Source organism: Spiroplasma endosymbiont of Tricholauxania praeusta (genome assembly GCF_964019535.1).
In the GTDB taxonomy this organism is placed as follows: domain Bacteria; phylum Bacillota_I; class Bacilli_A; order Mycoplasmatales; family VBWQ01; genus Spiroplasma_E; species Spiroplasma_E ixodetis_A.
Map to the genome: position 1 here is coordinate 355,585 of NZ_OZ026450.1, position 17,378 is coordinate 372,962.

At 23.3% G+C, this 17,378-nt stretch carries 15 protein-coding genes; 11 read left to right on the top strand and 4 right to left on the bottom strand.

Features of this window, described 5'->3' with window-relative positions:
- The first annotated feature begins 82 nt into the window (after positions 1 to 82).
- Positions 83 to 931: a hypothetical protein gene (locus tag AACK96_RS02060; RefSeq protein WP_338974746.1), complete on the top strand. Its 849-nt coding sequence runs from the start codon at positions 83 to 85 to the stop codon at positions 929 to 931.
- Positions 932 to 1,001: 70 nt separating this feature from the next.
- Here the strand turns inward: AACK96_RS02060 and AACK96_RS02065 are convergent, their stop codons facing one another.
- Entirely contained in the window at positions 1,002 to 2,714 is a 1,713-nt protein-coding gene (locus tag AACK96_RS02065) for a ribonuclease J (RefSeq protein ID WP_338974748.1), read from the bottom strand.
- A 160-nt stretch (positions 2,715 to 2,874) separates the two neighbouring features.
- On the bottom strand, positions 2,875 to 3,465 hold the full coding sequence (def, locus tag AACK96_RS02070; RefSeq protein ID WP_338974750.1) for a peptide deformylase: 591 nt from the start codon (positions 3,463 to 3,465) through the stop codon (positions 2,875 to 2,877).
- A 101-nt stretch (positions 3,466 to 3,566) separates the two neighbouring features.
- Here def and AACK96_RS02075 point away from each other — a divergent pair, with 101 nt between their 5' ends.
- The 7 genes from AACK96_RS02075 to thiI all read left to right on the top strand — a co-directional run bounded on the left by AACK96_RS02075 (position 3,567) and on the right by thiI (position 10,060).
- On the top strand, positions 3,567 to 4,124 hold the full coding sequence (locus AACK96_RS02075; RefSeq protein WP_338957664.1) for an RsmD family RNA methyltransferase: 558 nt from the start codon (positions 3,567 to 3,569) through the stop codon (positions 4,122 to 4,124).
- 14 nt (positions 4,125 to 4,138) lie between these two features.
- A complete protein-coding gene (gmk, locus tag AACK96_RS02080) occupies positions 4,139 to 4,717 on the top strand; it encodes a guanylate kinase (protein WP_338957663.1) in 579 nt (192 codons plus the stop codon).
- Positions 4,718 to 4,906: 189 nt separating this feature from the next.
- Positions 4,907 to 5,461: a hypothetical protein gene (locus tag AACK96_RS02085; protein ID WP_338974751.1), complete on the top strand. Its 555-nt coding sequence runs from the start codon at positions 4,907 to 4,909 to the stop codon at positions 5,459 to 5,461.
- Between the two features lie 213 nt (positions 5,462 to 5,674).
- Positions 5,675 to 6,349, top strand: coding sequence for a diadenylate cyclase (locus AACK96_RS02090; protein WP_252320291.1), 675 nt, complete (start codon positions 5,675 to 5,677; stop codon positions 6,347 to 6,349).
- Between the two features lie 2 nt (positions 6,350 to 6,351).
- Positions 6,352 to 7,125: a type III pantothenate kinase gene (locus tag AACK96_RS02095; protein ID WP_338974753.1), complete on the top strand. Its 774-nt coding sequence runs from the start codon at positions 6,352 to 6,354 to the stop codon at positions 7,123 to 7,125.
- Positions 7,126 to 7,169: 44 nt separating this feature from the next.
- Positions 7,170 to 8,864 carry a hypothetical protein gene (locus AACK96_RS02100; protein WP_338974755.1) on the top strand — a complete coding sequence of 565 codons (1,695 nt, stop codon included), beginning with the start codon at positions 7,170 to 7,172 and terminating at the stop codon, positions 8,862 to 8,864.
- Positions 8,865 to 8,887: 23 nt separating this feature from the next.
- Positions 8,888 to 10,060, top strand: coding sequence for a tRNA uracil 4-sulfurtransferase ThiI (gene thiI / locus AACK96_RS02105; RefSeq protein ID WP_338974757.1), 1,173 nt, complete (start codon positions 8,888 to 8,890; stop codon positions 10,058 to 10,060).
- Between the two features lie 105 nt (positions 10,061 to 10,165).
- Here thiI and AACK96_RS02110 read toward each other — a convergent pair whose 3' ends face one another.
- Positions 10,166 to 10,870: an ankyrin repeat domain-containing protein gene (locus tag AACK96_RS02110; RefSeq protein WP_338974758.1), complete on the bottom strand. Its 705-nt coding sequence runs from the start codon at positions 10,868 to 10,870 to the stop codon at positions 10,166 to 10,168.
- Between the two features lie 364 nt (positions 10,871 to 11,234).
- Here AACK96_RS02110 and AACK96_RS02115 point away from each other — a divergent pair, with 364 nt between their 5' ends.
- Positions 11,235 to 14,303 (top strand): DNA polymerase III subunit alpha, encoded by a 3,069-nt coding sequence (locus AACK96_RS02115; RefSeq protein ID WP_338974759.1) that lies wholly within the window; start codon positions 11,235 to 11,237, stop codon positions 14,301 to 14,303.
- A gap of 97 nt (positions 14,304 to 14,400) precedes the next feature.
- Here AACK96_RS02115 and AACK96_RS02120 read toward each other — a convergent pair whose 3' ends face one another.
- Complete coding sequence (locus AACK96_RS02120; RefSeq protein WP_338974761.1) at positions 14,401 to 14,868, bottom strand: hypothetical protein; 468 nt, start codon at positions 14,866 to 14,868, stop codon at positions 14,401 to 14,403.
- A gap of 440 nt (positions 14,869 to 15,308) precedes the next feature.
- On the opposite strand from AACK96_RS02120, the gene AACK96_RS02125 reads away from it, so the two are divergent.
- Complete coding sequence (locus AACK96_RS02125; protein ID WP_338975137.1) at positions 15,309 to 16,097, top strand: OTU domain-containing protein; 789 nt, start codon at positions 15,309 to 15,311, stop codon at positions 16,095 to 16,097.
- A gap of 46 nt (positions 16,098 to 16,143) precedes the next feature.
- Positions 16,144 to 17,267, top strand: a protein-coding gene (locus AACK96_RS02130) for an IS3 family transposase (protein WP_338973306.1) whose coding sequence is annotated in 2 segments (ribosomal slippage) — positions 16,144 to 16,387 and positions 16,387 to 17,267 — 1,125 coding nt in all. Because the reading frame shifts where the segments join, the coding sequence is not laid out codon by codon here.
- Positions 17,268 to 17,378: the final 111 nt, after the last annotated feature.

Here is a 17,378-nt window from a genome sequence, read left to right on the forward strand (position 1 = left end):
ATAAAATAATAATTAATGTAATATAACAAAAATTATATATAATAGGTATAGTAAAAAAGATTTAAAGATTGAGGAGAAAAATATGAATATTATAAAATCGGTATTAAGATTAATGTCAGCAGTTGCTTTAACTACAGTTAGCACAAGCTCAGTTATTGCATGTGATAATCAAGATTTCGAAGAAAATTTATTAAATGCAAAAGTTTCACAAGGTTTAAAATTGACTAATGCTACTGGTGAAGGATTATTAATGCCTACTATTAATATTGATGAAAATGATAAATCACAAGTAACTTGAAAAATCAATACAACTAATATTAAGGTAATAAATTTGATTAAAAATGATAAAAAAGCTAAAGATGAAGAAAGTTTTCAATTTTTAAAAAATGTTTTAAATATTAAAATTGATAGTGGCACAAAATTAGAAGATGCTATTTTTAATGAAACAGAATTAAATAATGTAACTACTATTATTTCAAATATTAATGTTGATTTAAATCCAGTAACACAGAAAAATGATTTTTATATTGTAAAAGGTTCATATAATATAATGTTTACAAATGGTGTTACAAAAACTGATAAATATAAAGTAGTTACAAAAACAAGTCCAAATGGAGTAATTAATCATGATATTTTTCCAATTAAAAAAACAGATTTTAATAGTAATTTTCAAAGTGAATTTAAAGTAGGCCAATCAGTAAGTAAATTTCAAATTAAGAGTGATTTGACTTCAATGTTAGATAATTCTAAAGATAATGTTAAAACAATCTTTGGAATCCAAAAGTTATTAAATAAAGGATCACTAAAATTATTAGTAACAAAAAATGATAAATCAACAGGTAATTTTATAGCCAATGATAAAATTACAGTTAGATTTAAAATCGGAGAAGTTATGATTTTTGTAGGAGAAGAATTAATAGTTAACCCTTAATAATAACATCATACTCAATGCTAATTATTTTAATAAAATATATCAAAAAAATAAAAAATAGTTTTTAAAACTATTTTTTATTTAATATAACAGGAATAATTAAAGGGTTTCTTCTTTTCTTTTTAAATATATAAGGTGCTAATGTTGATTTGATAGCATTTTTTATTGTGGCAAAAGTAGGTCTTTCGCTTTTTAATACTTCATTAATAGATTTTGTTAATAATGATATTGCTTCAGATACTAAAGGTGCTGCATCGCGAACATAGAAAGAACCGCGAGAAATAAACGTTGGTGGTGCTAATAATTTATTATTTTGTGAATCAATAGAAACAACAATTGCAATTAAACCATCTTTAGAAAGAATTTGTCTATCACGGATTACTGCAGCAGTTGTTACTCCTGACATATCTTTACCACCATCAACATAAATAGGATCAGCAGCAATGCGTTTATCACTTAAAGAACATTTACCATTATCCATAATAATTGGATCACCGTTAGCACAAATAAATATATTTTCTTCAGGGATTCCAATTGATACAGCTGTTTCTTTATGAACTTTTAACATTCTATAATCACCATGCATTGGCATAAAGTATGATGGTTTAATTAAATTTAACATTAGTTTTTGTTCTTCTTGTGAAGCATGACCAGAAGTATGTAATCAATTTAATGGTGAATTTTCTTCAACAATCGCACTAAGTCGTGTTAGTTTATTAACTACTCTTTCAACGTCAGCACGGTTACCGGGAATTGCCGATGAAGAGAATATTACTGTATCACCGGGTATAATTTTTATTTGACCATGTTCGCGATTAGCAATTCTTGATAATGCTGCCATTGGTTCACCTTGGGAACCCGTACAAATAATAACAATTTGATTATTATCATATTTTTTAGCTTCTTCTGCTTTAATAAATGAACTATCGCGAACTTTTAAATGTCCCATTTGACGAATAACATTAACTATTCTTTCTAAACTTCTTCCAACAACAATAACTTTTCTATTATGTTTTGTTGCAACTTCAATAATTTGTTGTAAACGGTGTACATTAGAAGCAAAAGTAGAAATTAAAATTCTGCCCTTCGCTTTAGCAAATATTTCACTAATTCTTTTAACAACAAGCATTTCTGTCATTGTATAACCGGGTACTTCAGCATTGGTTGAATCTGCTAAAAATAATGTTACTCCTTTTTGACCCATTTGTGCCATTTTATCAATATCTGCTTTATGACCTAAAGGTGTTCAATCGAATTTATAATCACCTGTTGTTACAACAGTTCCATTTGAATTTTCTACACAAATTCCATATGCATCAGGAATTGAATGATTAACAGCAAAGAAACTAATAATAAATCTGTTAGTTTTAATTTTACTATTACCATCAACAATATTTATTTTTATTTTTGATTTTATCCCTTTGTCTTTAATTTTATGACGAATTAAAGCTGCTGCTAAATTAGGAGCGTAGATAGCCGGAATATCACTAATTTCTTTTAATAAGTATGGTATACCACCAATATGATCTTCATGACCATGAGTAATAAATATTCCTTTAATTTTATGTTTATTTTCTTTTAGGTAGCTATAATCAGGAATTACTGCTTCAATTCCTGGCATAGAAGCATCAGCAAATTTTACTCCAGCATCAATAATAATAATTTCATTATCTTGTTCAATTACATAAGTATTTTTTCCAACTTCTTCTAGCCCACCAAGCGCAAAGATTTTCGTGACGAACTTTTTAACTGGTATAGTATTTTTTGTCGATGTATCACTCATATTTTTTCTCCTTCATTCATTTTAAAATTATAAGAAAATAACATAAAACATAACATAAAAAAATGTAATGAATTTAATCATGTTTTTACTTATTACTTATTTGGTATATTATATTTAACTATAATAAAACAATTTAAAAACTTAAGTTTATCATTCTACTTTATATCATAATCCATTTATCATCATTAAGTCAAGGATTATCCTTATTAATGTGATGATAAAAGAGTTTTCCTTCTAAATGGTCTTGCTCATGTTGAAAAACAATTGCTTCATAACCTCTAACAGTTAAAGTTACTTTTTTCTTTTTTAAATAGTCATAACCTGTAACATTGATTTTATAACTACGTGGAACTAAACCTTCATGAGGGTGATTAGTTACACTTAAACAACTTTCACCTTTTTTTAAATAAGCTATTTGTTCGCTTTTACCAATGATTTTTGGATTTATTAATGCATGTTCATAGTAAATAATCTTTTCATTTTTATCAGGAATTGGTAATAAAATATAATACATTTTTATATTTTCTCCAATTTGTGGTGCAGCAATACCAATAGCTTCGGTTAAAATGTTGTTAGCATTAAATTCTTTATCTTGTGATGCTTTTACTCAATCAATCATACGTTTCATAATATTTTCATCTTTAGGTGTTAAGGGTAAAATAACATCAGCACAAGGTTTTAATAAACTAGCTTTTGTATCTTCAGTAATTCAAGATGCTGATGGTACTTCGTTTTGTAATTTCTTTAACATTGCAGATCCTTTCATCAGTTTGTAATAAATAATAAATTAAACTAATTTGCTTTTATCAAATTTAATGATAAAGTTATTATAAACTAAATTTTGGAGAAAACATGAAAATTATTGCTGGAAAATTAAAAGGAAAAAAAATAATTACTTTAGATGGTTTATCAACACGGCCAACATTAAATCGAATTAAAGAAAATATTTTTAATATTATGTTAAATTATTGTAGTTTTGAAGATAAAATTGTTGTTGATTTATTTGCTGGAAGTGGTAATTTAATTCTTGAAAGTTTATCACGAGGGGCAAAATTTGCTTTTGCAAATGATATTAACAAAGCTGCTTGTAATATTATTAATCAAAATTGTTTTGCTTGTAATTTACAAGAACAAGTTAAATTAAGTAATTTGGATTATCAAATTTTTAGTAAAACACTAGTACAACAATGTGATATTGTTTTTATTGATCCACCGTTTGCAAATATTACTTGTCAACAGTGAATTATTGATTTCTTTTATAAAAATAATTTACTTGCTAATAATGCTTTAATTGTTTTAGAAACAAATGTACCACTTGAAAATTTACAATTAAATTTCCATTTTAAAGTAGTATCTAATAAAAAATACGGTAAAATATATATTAAAATAATTCAATTTTATGAAAAGTAGAAAGTAGAATCTAAATGGCACAAAAAAAAGGAAAATTAATTATTCTTTCTGGACCAAGTGGTGTTGGTAAGGGTGCAATTATTGCTAAATTATTTGCTGATAAATCATTAAATTTAGCATATTCAGTTTCGATGACAACAAGAAAACCACGTAATAAAGAACAAGATGGCATTAATTATTTTTTTGTTGATGTATCAACTTTTTTAAATCATGTTAAAGGTAATGATTTTTTAGAATATACAAATTTTATTGGTAATTACTATGGTACTAGTAAGAGTTATGTTTTAAATTTACAAAATCAAGGTTATAATGTTATTTTGGAAATTGAGGTTGATGGTGCTAGTCAAGTTTTAAAAAATTATGAACATCGCAATGATATTATGAGTATTTTTATTATGCCTCCTTCTTATCAAGAATTAGAACAAAGAATTCGTATGCGTGCTAGTGAGTCAGAAGCAATTATTGAGAAAAGGTTAAATAAAGCAAAAGAAGAATTTAAAGTTCAACATGAATATGATTATATTGTTATTAACGATGACTTAGATATTGCTGTTAAAGAAATAACAGATATTATTAAAAATAATATTAATTAGTTTTTGATTTGATAGTTCAGAATTAAATATTAAAAACATTTAACGATATTAATTTGTATAAAAATATAATAGTATAGAAAACTATAATACAATAATTTTATAAACTTAATATCAAGCTTATTTTAAATCCTATTTCTTTAATTTTAAAGCAATAGATTTTTTTATTTAATTAGAAAAGGTGAATAAAATATGGACGCTAAATCAATTGCAATCTTGCTGAAAACACTAGTTAGGTTAGGGAAAATAATATATGAAGGAATAGAATCAATCAAAACCAGTAAGACAAAAAATAAAGCAAAAGAAAAATTAGAAGATGAGACAGAAAATATTAAACTACAAGATATAAAAACATTAGAAACAAAAGTATTAACAGCATTGAAAGTATTACAAACATTACAAACATTAAAAGAAAAAGTATGAGAAGATGAAATATTAAAAGAATTAGTAGAATCTTTAAAAAAATTAGAAGAACAATTATCAAATGCATCAGAAAAATTAGAAAAATTAAAAACAGAATCCGCAACAGTAACAATCACAGATATATCAGTAGCATCAGTATGATTACAGGAAAAACTATCAAATTCACTAAAATTAATTGAAAAATTACAAAATAAATTATCTTCAAGAGAAAATAGTAAAGATAGTGATAACGATTTTTCAATAAAAGCAGAAGTAAATGAGAATTTACCAACATTATCGGTAGTAAATAAAAATAATGTTCATAACACTGTACCAAATTTATAGTAAATAAAGATAATTAACAAATAATAATTTTATAAACTTATATAAGGTAAAATCTAAAATTATTAGTAATATTAATACTCCTTTTAAAAATAAATTTAAAAGGAGTATTTTGTAAATTATGATAAGTTGTTATACTAATAATATCAAAAATAATTTTTTTACTTTATAATTAAAGTAGTGGAATCAAAAAATAAAGGAATGGTGGTATTTAATATGAGTGTATTACCGTTAAATATTATTTCGACTGTAATTTCAGCAGATATTGGAACAGTTATTGCTGAAATAGCGGTTTTATTTGGAATAACCATTTCTTTATTAATGACAATTCTTATTTTAATAGTTATGAATACTTTTATTCGTGGTAAAAAAGTTTGATGAACAACAAGAAATAAATCTCATATGAAACTACTAGCAACTTCAGAAAAGAGAATGTTAGCAAGTGTTTTAGCAGAAGCAGTGATTAAATTAGCAGAAGAAAAAATTGGAGCACTAATTACTATTGAAAGAAATGTTTCATTAAATGAATATACTGATTTGGGAGTAAAAATTGATGGTGAAGTTACTTCACAACTATTACAGTCTATTTTTATTAAAGGTTCACCATTGCATGATGGTGCAGTTATTATTCGTTTAGGTCGTATTGAATGTGCCTCTACTTATTTTCCACTAACTAATAAAAAAATATCTAGTCAATTTGGTTCACGTCATCGTGCTGCTATTGGAATATCAGAGCAAACCGATGCAGTATCAGTTATTGTCAGTGAAACTAATGGTTCTGTTTCAATAGCTCGTAGTGGTAAGTTTTTACAAGTTGAAAACTTAAATAATCTTGTTCGTACACTATATGATGAATTAGCTTCAACTAAAGAAATGGTTCAACAAGTATAATAATGAAAAGTTTGTTATTAGTAGATATTGGTAATACATTAATTAAGATTGCTATGATTTATGATAGTGAAATTATTGAACAATGAGCAGTAATAGAAACCAAAAGTAAAACTGCAATTGATCAATTGAAAAAAGCATTTAAATTAAATAAAAAATTACATTTTGAAGAAGCTGTTATTAGTTGTGTTGTTCCAAATTTTTTAATAATAATAGAAAAATTAATTGTTTTTACATATAATTTAAAACCGTTAATTGTTGATTTTAATTTACTAAGTTCTTTACCTTTAAAACTTAATTTAGAAAATCGCCAATTAGGTAGTGATTTGATAGCATTATCATATGCTGCTTATACTAAGTATCACAATGCGATAGTTGTTAGTTTGGGAACTGCTACTACCTATAGTATTGTTGTTAATGATGTTTTGGTTGGCGTTATTATTGGACCTGGATTTAGTACAAGCAAAGATGCATTGATTGATAATGCTGCTTTACTTGTCGATTTTGAAATGCAACATTATCAATCAATGTTAGGTAAAAATACTAATCATGCTTTATCAATTGGTTATGGTTATGGTTTTAGTGCAATGATTAATAGTATAGTTGCTAGAGTTCAAAATGAAACAAATATTAGTTTACCTGTAATTTTAACAGGAGGTAGTGTACCAATTTTAAAATCTTATTTTGATTTTTCTTATATTTATGAACCACAAATGTTATTTTTAGGTTTAGTTGATATTATTAAATATTTTAGAAGTAATAATAAAATAAAAGATTAATATCTTTTAATATATTTAAAATATAAGGAAAGGAGAATAAAACTATGTTGATGTTAATAAAAATTTATAAATTAACTAGTGCACAAATTATTATAATAACTATTATTAGTTTATTAATTTTTACTATTATCGTTTTAACAAGTTTATTAGTAATTTTTAGTTCATATAAAAATAAACAATTTATGGTTTATAAAAATTTGCAATATATTCAAAATATTAATATTAAAGAAAGATTAAATCGTATTAATCAAATGGTACAAGCAAATGAACAATATAGTTCTATTTTAGGAATTTGAATTAGTCGTTATAATCTTTTTTTAAAAAAAGATTTAAATAAGGTTTTTAAAAATTATATTCAAATTTTAAAATTACAAAATAATAAAGAATTATGAAAAAGATATAAATTAATGTATAGAATGCATAATAAGAGTAATAATTTAAAAAATCAGTTGCAGTTATTAACAATTGAAATAGATTATTTTATTAGTATTGATCAATTATTACGAGAATATCAATTATTTTTTAAACAAAATTTTAATTATTTACAAGATCAAATGATCAAGATTAATTTACAAAACGATCTTAATCGAGAACAATTAGATGAAGTTATTAAAATAATTAATGATATGTTTAAAGAATTAGAAACAAATATTAATGCTATTAATGTTAGTCAAATTATTACTATTTTAAGTGAGATTGCGATTGCTGTTGTAACATTGGCAGAAATTTTAGATAATTTACCAACACTTCGTTATATTATAACATATGAAATTAAACAGAAAATGGCTGCCTTAAAAAATAAATATCAAATGATAAAAATAAATAATACTTTACTTTTACAATACGAACAATTAGTAGCAAACGTTGATGAAAAGTTAAGTTTTATTAATAAACAAATTAATAATTTACAATACAAAAAAGCTAAGGTTAACACTCAAGAAATATTAAAATTAATTGCTACTTTTAGTAATAAAATTGATAAAGAACAAATATTTTATAATATTTTTAAACAAAATTATGAAAAATTTTTAGTTATGAGTTTTAATTTTAATGAAATATTTGAAACTATTAAAAATGAAATTGCTCTTTCAAATAAAATTAATTCTAAAATGATAGAAAATAGCAAAATAACTAACTTAGAAACTATTATTAATAAACAACTTGCTACTGTTAATCATTTTGATAATTTATTAATCATAGAACATCAAAAATCAATAAAAAATACTAGTTATGAAACATTAGTGATGTTATTAGCGGCGTTATTTGAAAATAGTATTGTTGTTTTTAATAGTTTAAAAGAGTATAATAAATTGTTGAATGAACAAAATAAAGCAAAAATTAAATTTAAAACTTATGTTGATAAAATCAATTCAATGATGTTACAAATTGATAATATTTTAAATAATATTAATTTTTATTATTTAAATGAAATTTATAAAGAAAAGTTTAGTGATTTACAATATTTAATAAATGATACTATTTTAAATTTTAAAAATGGAAATTATGATAATTCTTCTTTTAGTAAATTTAATGATTTACAAAATAAAATTTTTCATCTTTATACTGAATTAAAAATGGAAATTACTATTCATAAATTATCACATTTAACTCTTGTTTATGCTAATCGTCATCGTTCAATTAATCAGCAACTTAATAGTAAATTTAATGAAATTGAAAATAATATCACTAATAATCATAATCAAAAAGCATTAACATTATTATTGGAATTAATGGAATAAATTTTAAAAAAGAGGAAAATTAAATGGTACCAATTATTATTATTCGTTATGGTGAATTAACAACTAAAAGTAAAAATCGGATTGATTTTATTAAACAATTAAAAATAAATATTAAGTATGCTCTTAGTGATTATAAACAAATAAATATTATTCATTTTCATGATCGGATGGAACTAACCAATTTATCTCTTGATATAATGAATGATGTTATTAATATTTTGGTGAAAATATTTGGTATTAGTTCATTATCACCTGCTTTTAGAATTGCTAAAAATATGGAAATATTATCAGAAAAAGTAATATCATTAATTTTAAGTCAAGATCTAACAAATTTTAAAACATTTAAAGTTTTTGTTAGTCGTAGTGATAAGAGTTTTTCATTAAATTCAGAACAAATAGTTAAAATTATAGCTTCTATAATTTTAAAAAAAACAGATTTAAAAGTTAATATTACTAATCCTGATTTAAAAATAAATATCAAAGTTAATAAGGATGATATTTATTTATTTGCAAATAAAATTATTGGTGCTGATGGATTTCCAGTAGGTAGTTCAGGGAAAGTATTATTATTATTGAGCGGCGGTATTGATTCCCCTGTAGCAGCATATAAATTAATGAAACGAGGATTACAAGTTCAATATTTACATTTTGCTACTCCACCTTTTACTTTACCAACAGCATTAAAAAAAGTAGAAACTTTAGTTCAAATTTTAGCACCTTATAATGCTGGTAGTAAAAATTTATATATTTGCAATTTTACTAACTTGCAAAATGAATTAAGTCATATTAAGAAAGAAAGTTATCGTATTACTTTAATGCGTAGAATGTTTATTAGAATTGCTAGTTTATTTGCAGAAAAATATAAAATTCAAGCATTAGCAACTGGTGAAGCAATTGGTCAGGTTGCTTCACAAACATTAGCAAGTATTAATGCTATTAATATTGTTAGCAATTTACCAATTTTGCGTAGTTTAATTGCCGAAGATAAAGTTGATATTATTAATCTTGCTAAAAAAATTGGTACTTATGAAACATCAATTTTACCATTCGCTGATTGTTGTTCATTATTTGTTCCCAAAAACCCTGTTACACAACCAAAGATTAAAGAATGTGAACTTTTAGAAAATGATTTAAAGCAAATAATTGATTGAGAACAAATTTTAATAAATAGTTTTAAAGATATTGAAAAAATATAAATAAATTTATTAATAATTTAATAGTTTTAATAAATTGCAGTTTATTTACTTTAAATATAAAAAAAGAGTGAAGTTTCACTCTTTTTGTTATTTTTTAATAGTAAACTATAAAATATTACAATAAGTATTTTGATTACTTGTTGAAGGTTGATTTTGTAAATCGATTGCATTTATTTCATTTACTAATAATTTTGTTTTTTCAATTCTTTTATTGATTTCATTTATTTTTTTCTTATCAATTTCTAATTGAGCAAGTTTTAAATTTATTTGTAATTTTTGATATGGATTTGGTTCTCTAAAATCAATATTGGTTATTATTTTTTGTACTTCATTTGCTAATTCTTGAAGAGATTTAACTTCAAAATTATTTTTATTGGTTGTAACATTAAGAATAGTAGGTAATCCAAATTTATATCGTTGCTTTATTTCTTGTTCATAAATTTCATAGGCTAATCTTTCAACTATTTTTGGCTGTTTGTTTTTAGCAGCTATTGTTAAAGCTGTATCACCATTTTCAATAGTATCTAGTAAAAGATTAGCATAGTTATAATAACCATTTGTTTTTAAATATTTGGCTATAATTATTTGTCCATTAATATTATTTAATATTCAAGGATCAGGTCTATTTTTAACTACATGATAAATTAAGATATTAACTACATCTAAATGACCATTTTGCGCTGCTCATATTAAAGCGGTTATATCATCGCATATATAATTAACATTGCCACCATTTTTAATTATTTTTTTAATTACTTGTAGATCACCACTTTTAGCAGCTTTTATTAAATTAATATTTTGAATGTCCATTTTTTTCTCCTTATTTGATTAAAAATAACAAACTTACTTACTTTAAAATGAAGTAATAAGTTGAAAACTTATATTAAGTTTATGCAGATTTTAGCATATTATTGGTTTTAATATGCAAAAAATATATTATAATTTTTCCAAGTTATTTATTATTAATTATTGAAAAAAATAATGTTTATTTTTTCTTTTTTAATATAAATTTTAGAAATAAAATAAAAATATAAATTTTATTTCTAAAAAAGTTTATTTTAAGTGTTTTAAATAGTTTTGTATTGAAAACAATAACTTAAGAATAACCTAGCAAGATAAAATGATGTTAAAATTAACTTGTAATATAAGTCATTCAAGAATTGTAGGGGATAGTATGAAATATATAGTTAATTTAAATGTTCGTTCTAATTATTCATTTCTTTCATCAACTATTAAAATAAGTGATTATATTGAATTTGCTAAAAAAAATAATTTAAAAGTTCTATCTTTAGTAGATAAAAATATAATGTATGGTGCTTATGAATTTTGTAATTTATGTATAGAGAATGAAATTAAACCATTAATTGGTTTAAATTGCGTTTGAGAAAGTGCTAGTGATAAAGTTGAATTAACTATTATGGCAACTTCATATGCTGGTTATCAAAGATTAATAGAACTTTCTACTATTATTAGTACTAATAATAATATTGTTACTACTAATGATGTAAAAAAATATCTTAATCAAACACGTGAAGTTTTAGTTATTATTCATGCTAATAACAAAAATATTAGATATATTAAAAATAATTATGATATTTTAAATTCAACAGGTCATGAACTAGTTTATTTTGGTTTAGTACCTAGTGATATGGATAATATTACTTTATTAAAATCGATTACATCTAATATTATTCCAATTGATTTGGTTTTATATTTAGATGAAAAACAACATCGTATTTATCAAATTTTACAAGCTATTAAAGAACAAAAAACATTAAAATCAGAAGATTTATCAAAAAGTAATGAGTTTTTATATAAAACTAAACAAGATTTAATGCAACATTATCCAAATGAAATTATTGAAAACATTGAAAAGGTTATTTGATTATGTAATTTAAAATTTCCTAAAAATAAGCCAAATAGTGCAGAATTAAGTTTACCAAAATTTACTTGCCCTAATAATCTTACTAGTAATTTATATTTGCAAGAATTATGTAAGCAGGGATTAGAAGCGCATTTTCAAAGTCGTGAAATTCCTGAAACATACGTTAAAAGAGTTTTATATGAATTACAAGTAATTAATGAAATGGGTTTTGCTGATTATTTTTTAATTGTTAATGATTATGTTAAATTTGCAAAAAGCAAGAATATAATGGTTGGACCAGGTAGAGGAAGTGTTGCTGGTAGTTTAGTGGCATATGTTTTAGGAATTACTGGTGTTGATCCTATTGCTTATAATTTAATTTTTGAAAGATTTTTAAATCCAGAACGAATATCATTACCAGACATTGATATCGATTTTGAAGATACAAGAAGAGATGAAGTTATTAAATATATTCATCAAAAATATGGCAAAGAACATGTTGCATATATTGTTACTTTTCAAACAATTGCTAGTAAAATGGCAATTCGTGATTTGGGAAGAGTTTTTCAAGTTAATATTGAAGATATTAATGAAATGACAAAATTAATACCAATTCAATATAATTTTGAAATAGATATGGCTATTAAACAATCACCAAAATTAGCATGATATGCAAATAAGTATCCTTTATTGTTTACTTTAACCAAAGAAATTCTTGGTTTTCCACGACAAACTAGTACTCATGCAGCAGGAATCGTTATTACAAGTGCACCATTAGTTACTGCTATTCCATTACAATTAGGATTTCAAGGTATTTATCAAACGCAATTTCCAATGCAAACCCTAGAAGCTCTTGGTTTGATAAAAATGGATATTTTAGGATTACGTAATTTAACTATTTTGCAAAATATTTTACAACAAGTAAGTAAACATTATTTTTTAAATTTAAAATTATCTCAAATTCCTTTAAATGATGAAAAAAGTTTTAGCATTATTAAAAATGGTGATACAACCGGTATTTTTCAATTGGAATCTTCAGGAATGCGTCAAATTTTAATTAAAATGAAAGTTGATAGCTTAGAAGATATTATTGCTAGTTCTTCTTTATTTCGTCCTGGACCACAAGAGTACATTCAAGATTATATTAATCGTAAATTAGGAAAACAAAAAGTTACGTATATTCATGAAGATTTAAAACCTTATTTAGCATCAACTTATGGCATTATTATTTATCAAGAACAAATATTATTAATTTTACAGAAAGTTGCTGGTTATTCATTAGGAAAAGCTGATTTAATTCGTCGTGCAATTAGTAAAAAAGATACTACAGTTATGAAAGAACAAGCAAACTCATTTATTAAAAGTGCTGTTAATAGAGGTTATTCATCAAGAGTTGTTAAGAAAATATGAGAAGATATTGAAAAATTTGCTAGTTATGGATTTAATCGATCTCATGCTGTTGCTTATTCATTAATTAGTTATTATTTAGTTTATTTAAAAGCAAATTATCCATTGGCATTTATGTTATCGTTATTAAGTAGTGTTATTGGTAATGATCAAAAAATGTTACAATATTTGAATGAATGTCAAAAATATCAAATTAAAGTTTTACCACCATCAATTCAATTTTCTGGCATTGATTTTTTAATTGATGATGCTAAAAAAGCTATTCGTTATAGTTTACAAGCAATTAAGCAAATGAGTCAAGGTAGTTGTAGTAATCTTATTAAAGAACGTACTAGTAATGGATTTTTTCAAGATTTTTTTAATTTTTGTGCTCGAGCAATATTTATTGGTTTGAATCGTAAAAACATTGAACATTTAATTGCCGCTGGTGCTTTAGATGATATTCAATCAAATCGAACAATGTTATTATTAAACTTGGATGCTGCATTAGAATATGCCAATATGGTGCAGGTAAAAGATGAAACTAGTGGCGAATTATCATTAAATTTTAATTTAATTGCTAAACCAATTATGTTACAAAGAGAAGATGATTGAAATAATAATAGTATTAATGAACATCGTGCATTAGGACTTTATTTAAAATATAATCCTAAATTACTATGAAAAGAACAATTAGATCCTCATAATAAAGCTATTGATTTAGCATATATTAATAATTATGTTGATCAACATGTTAGAGTATATGGAGTTATCAATAATATTAGAGTAATTAAAACTAAAACTAAAAAATCACTGGCTTTCTTTGAAATGCAAAATGATAGTAATGTTATTGAAGTAACGGTTTTTGAAAAGTTATATCAAATATACCAAGAATATTTACAAGTTAATAAAGTAATTTTAATGGAAGGAAAGGTAGAAATTTATAATGATAATATTCAGTTAATTTTATCAAGAGTAATTAAAAATTTATAGTAAGCATATAATTTTATCTATGCTTACTATATTAAATAATAAATATAATCAATAGTTTTTAAATTTCTTACTTTAATTTCTAATAATAAATAAAAAATTAATGAACATAATAATTATTAATAATTTCACAATTTTCAATAGCATCTCAAAAGTTATTATCTACTTTTTTTATTTTTAAATAAATATTTAAAAAGATTAGTAATATAGTTATAAATAATAAAATTGGACTTAAAATTATAGCAAAAACAATTCCAATTTTTAGTTGTACTAATGATTTAAGATTATAGTTTTCAACAATATTTTGGAAGAGGTAATGTTTACAAAAATATAATTTATTATTAGTTAACATATAAATTAAACCATGTTCTTTTATTAAATTAAAACCATTTTCTTTTGTTATTATTTCTTGTTTTCGATAATAATTATAGAAAGAAGGAATATATTTTATATCACTTTTTATGTTAAAAAAATCTATTAAGGTTAAAGATGTAAATATAACCAAAATAGTTAAAATCAATAGTGATAGTGTTATTAAATTTATTTTTTTAAGTTTCTGAATTTTCATTTTTAAAAATCTCCTTATATTTTATTTATAGGTTAATTTTATTTGTTAGGAAAGTATTATAATATATTTTTTATTAAATAAAATTAAATTATAAAATATTTATATATAATATTTTAATAATGATTTGCTATTATTTTTTTGTTTTTTTGTTATATTATAAGTAGTAATATTTATTACCAATTTTGCGATGAATTGCAAAGCAACGAGCACTAAAATCCCAATATATTTATTTAAAATTTTAGTTTATTATTTTATTTTAAAGTAACTATTTTTCTTTTAAAGGAGCACACATTACCATGGCAATTAAAGATGTATAAAGAGATGGCAATTGTTTATTATGAGCAGTAATTGTTTCATATTTAGAACAAGTTAAAACTAATAAAAACCAATTTAAAAAAAGATATAAATCACTTTTTGGTATAGAAATCGGTTGAGAACGAATTTTTAATTTTGCTGATTTTAATTTTACTGATAAAGAAAATGAAAAATTAGTTAAAGTCTTTCGTAATCGTATTTGTGATTATATTGAAATAAATTTAGATACAAAACGGCCAGATAATAAAGCTAACTTTAGATCAATGTTATTAGATAGTGAAATCAATAAAAAAAATAAAGAATTGTATCCTAACAATAGTGAAGATACACAAATAAGAAAAACTTTAGAACAAATGAGAAAAAATGGTGAAATAACAGGTTCTGTTGAAATTGAAGCAATTTGTAATATTTTAAATTGTGATATTATTAGAATTAATGAAGATTTTGATGTTGCAAGTAGGGAAAGATTTCAACCAGATAATGTAATTGCTAATAATGAGGTGAAGTTATACTATCAAGCTCGACATTATCAATATTTTTCAAATGTTACTAATCAAACACCAGCAAAAAGGAATGAGGAAGAAACTACAAAAGTAGTAACACCTTCATTTGAAGTTAATTCAAGTAATAATAGTTTTCAAGAAAGTATTTCATTTCCAAGAGAAGAAAGTGCTGATTTTTTAATTAATGCTAGATTGAAACTTAAAAATCAGTTATCTGATAAAGAAATTAATGAAGAAACACAAAATGCTATAATTGATATTTTTATTGAAGATATAATTAAAGTACCAGCACATCAAAAAAATGAAATATTAGAAAAATCTATTTTTGAATTAAATAATCAAGATCAATTATTTACAAATCCTAATCTTGTTTTTGAATCATTGGATGGGTTACACTTTATTGGACACTAATTACGTAGACAAGTTCACAAATTAGTTAAAAGAAAGGAAAATAATTATGGCCAATATTAACTCATATTCAGATGAATTTAAAAAACAAATAGTAGCTTTATATCAAAGTGGCAAGTCAGTATCTTGTCTTGTTAAAGAATATAACGTTACAAGAGCGGCTACTTATAAATGAATTAAGCAATTTACTAATTCAGGCAGTTTTAAAACCAAAGATAATCTTTCTGATTTAGAAAAACAATTAATTCAAGCAAATAAAGAATTAAAACAATTACGAATGGAAAATGATATTTTAAAGCAAGCAGCACTAATAATAGGCAGAAAATAGAAATTATTGCAAATAATAAATCTAAATATAAAATTCGCACAATGTGTCGTTTTTTAAAACTCTCTAAATCAACATATTATTTTAATTTAAAGAAAAAAAATAAAAATCAAAATAATATTTATGATGAAGCTGTTATTAGTGCTTTTAAAGAAAATAAAGAAGTTTATGGTACTAGAAGATTAAAAGTCATACTAGCAAACCAAGAAATTTATTTATCACGCAGAAAAATTAAACAAATTATGAATAAGCATAATTTAATATCAAAATACACTAAATTATCATTCAAAAATCATCATAATAAAGTCAATGATAGTCAAATTACCAATCTTGTTAATAGAAACTTTAATAATAAAATTAAAAATGAAGTTATTGTTAGTGATTTAACTTATGTTCAAGTTAATGGTAAGTGAAACTATATTTGCTTATTAATAGACCTATTTAACCGCGAAATTATTGGACATAGTGTAGGTACTAAAAAAGATGCATCATTAGTATATCAAGCATTTATGCACTCAAATCGCTGTTTAAAAGATATTGAAATATTTCATAGCGATCGCGGTAACGAATTTAATAATAAAACTATTGATAAACTTTTATTAGCATTCAACATAACTCGATCTTTAAGCAAAAAAGGCTGTCCTTATGACAATGCTGTTGCTGAAGCAACTTTTAAAACTTTCAAAACTGAATTTATTAATGATAAAAATTTTACATCATTAATCAAATTAAAATTAGAATTATTTGATTATATCAATTGATACAACAACATAAGAATTCACAGCACCTTAAACTACCTAACTCCAGTTAATTATCAAAAACAAGTGTCTACCAAAAAACAGTCCTAAAAAGGGTTGCCATTCCACATTTATTAAACCAATAATTAATGGTTCAAAAACAGGAGATCAACAGTTATTAAAAGAAAGTACTAATACAAATACTAATTAATTAGTATTATC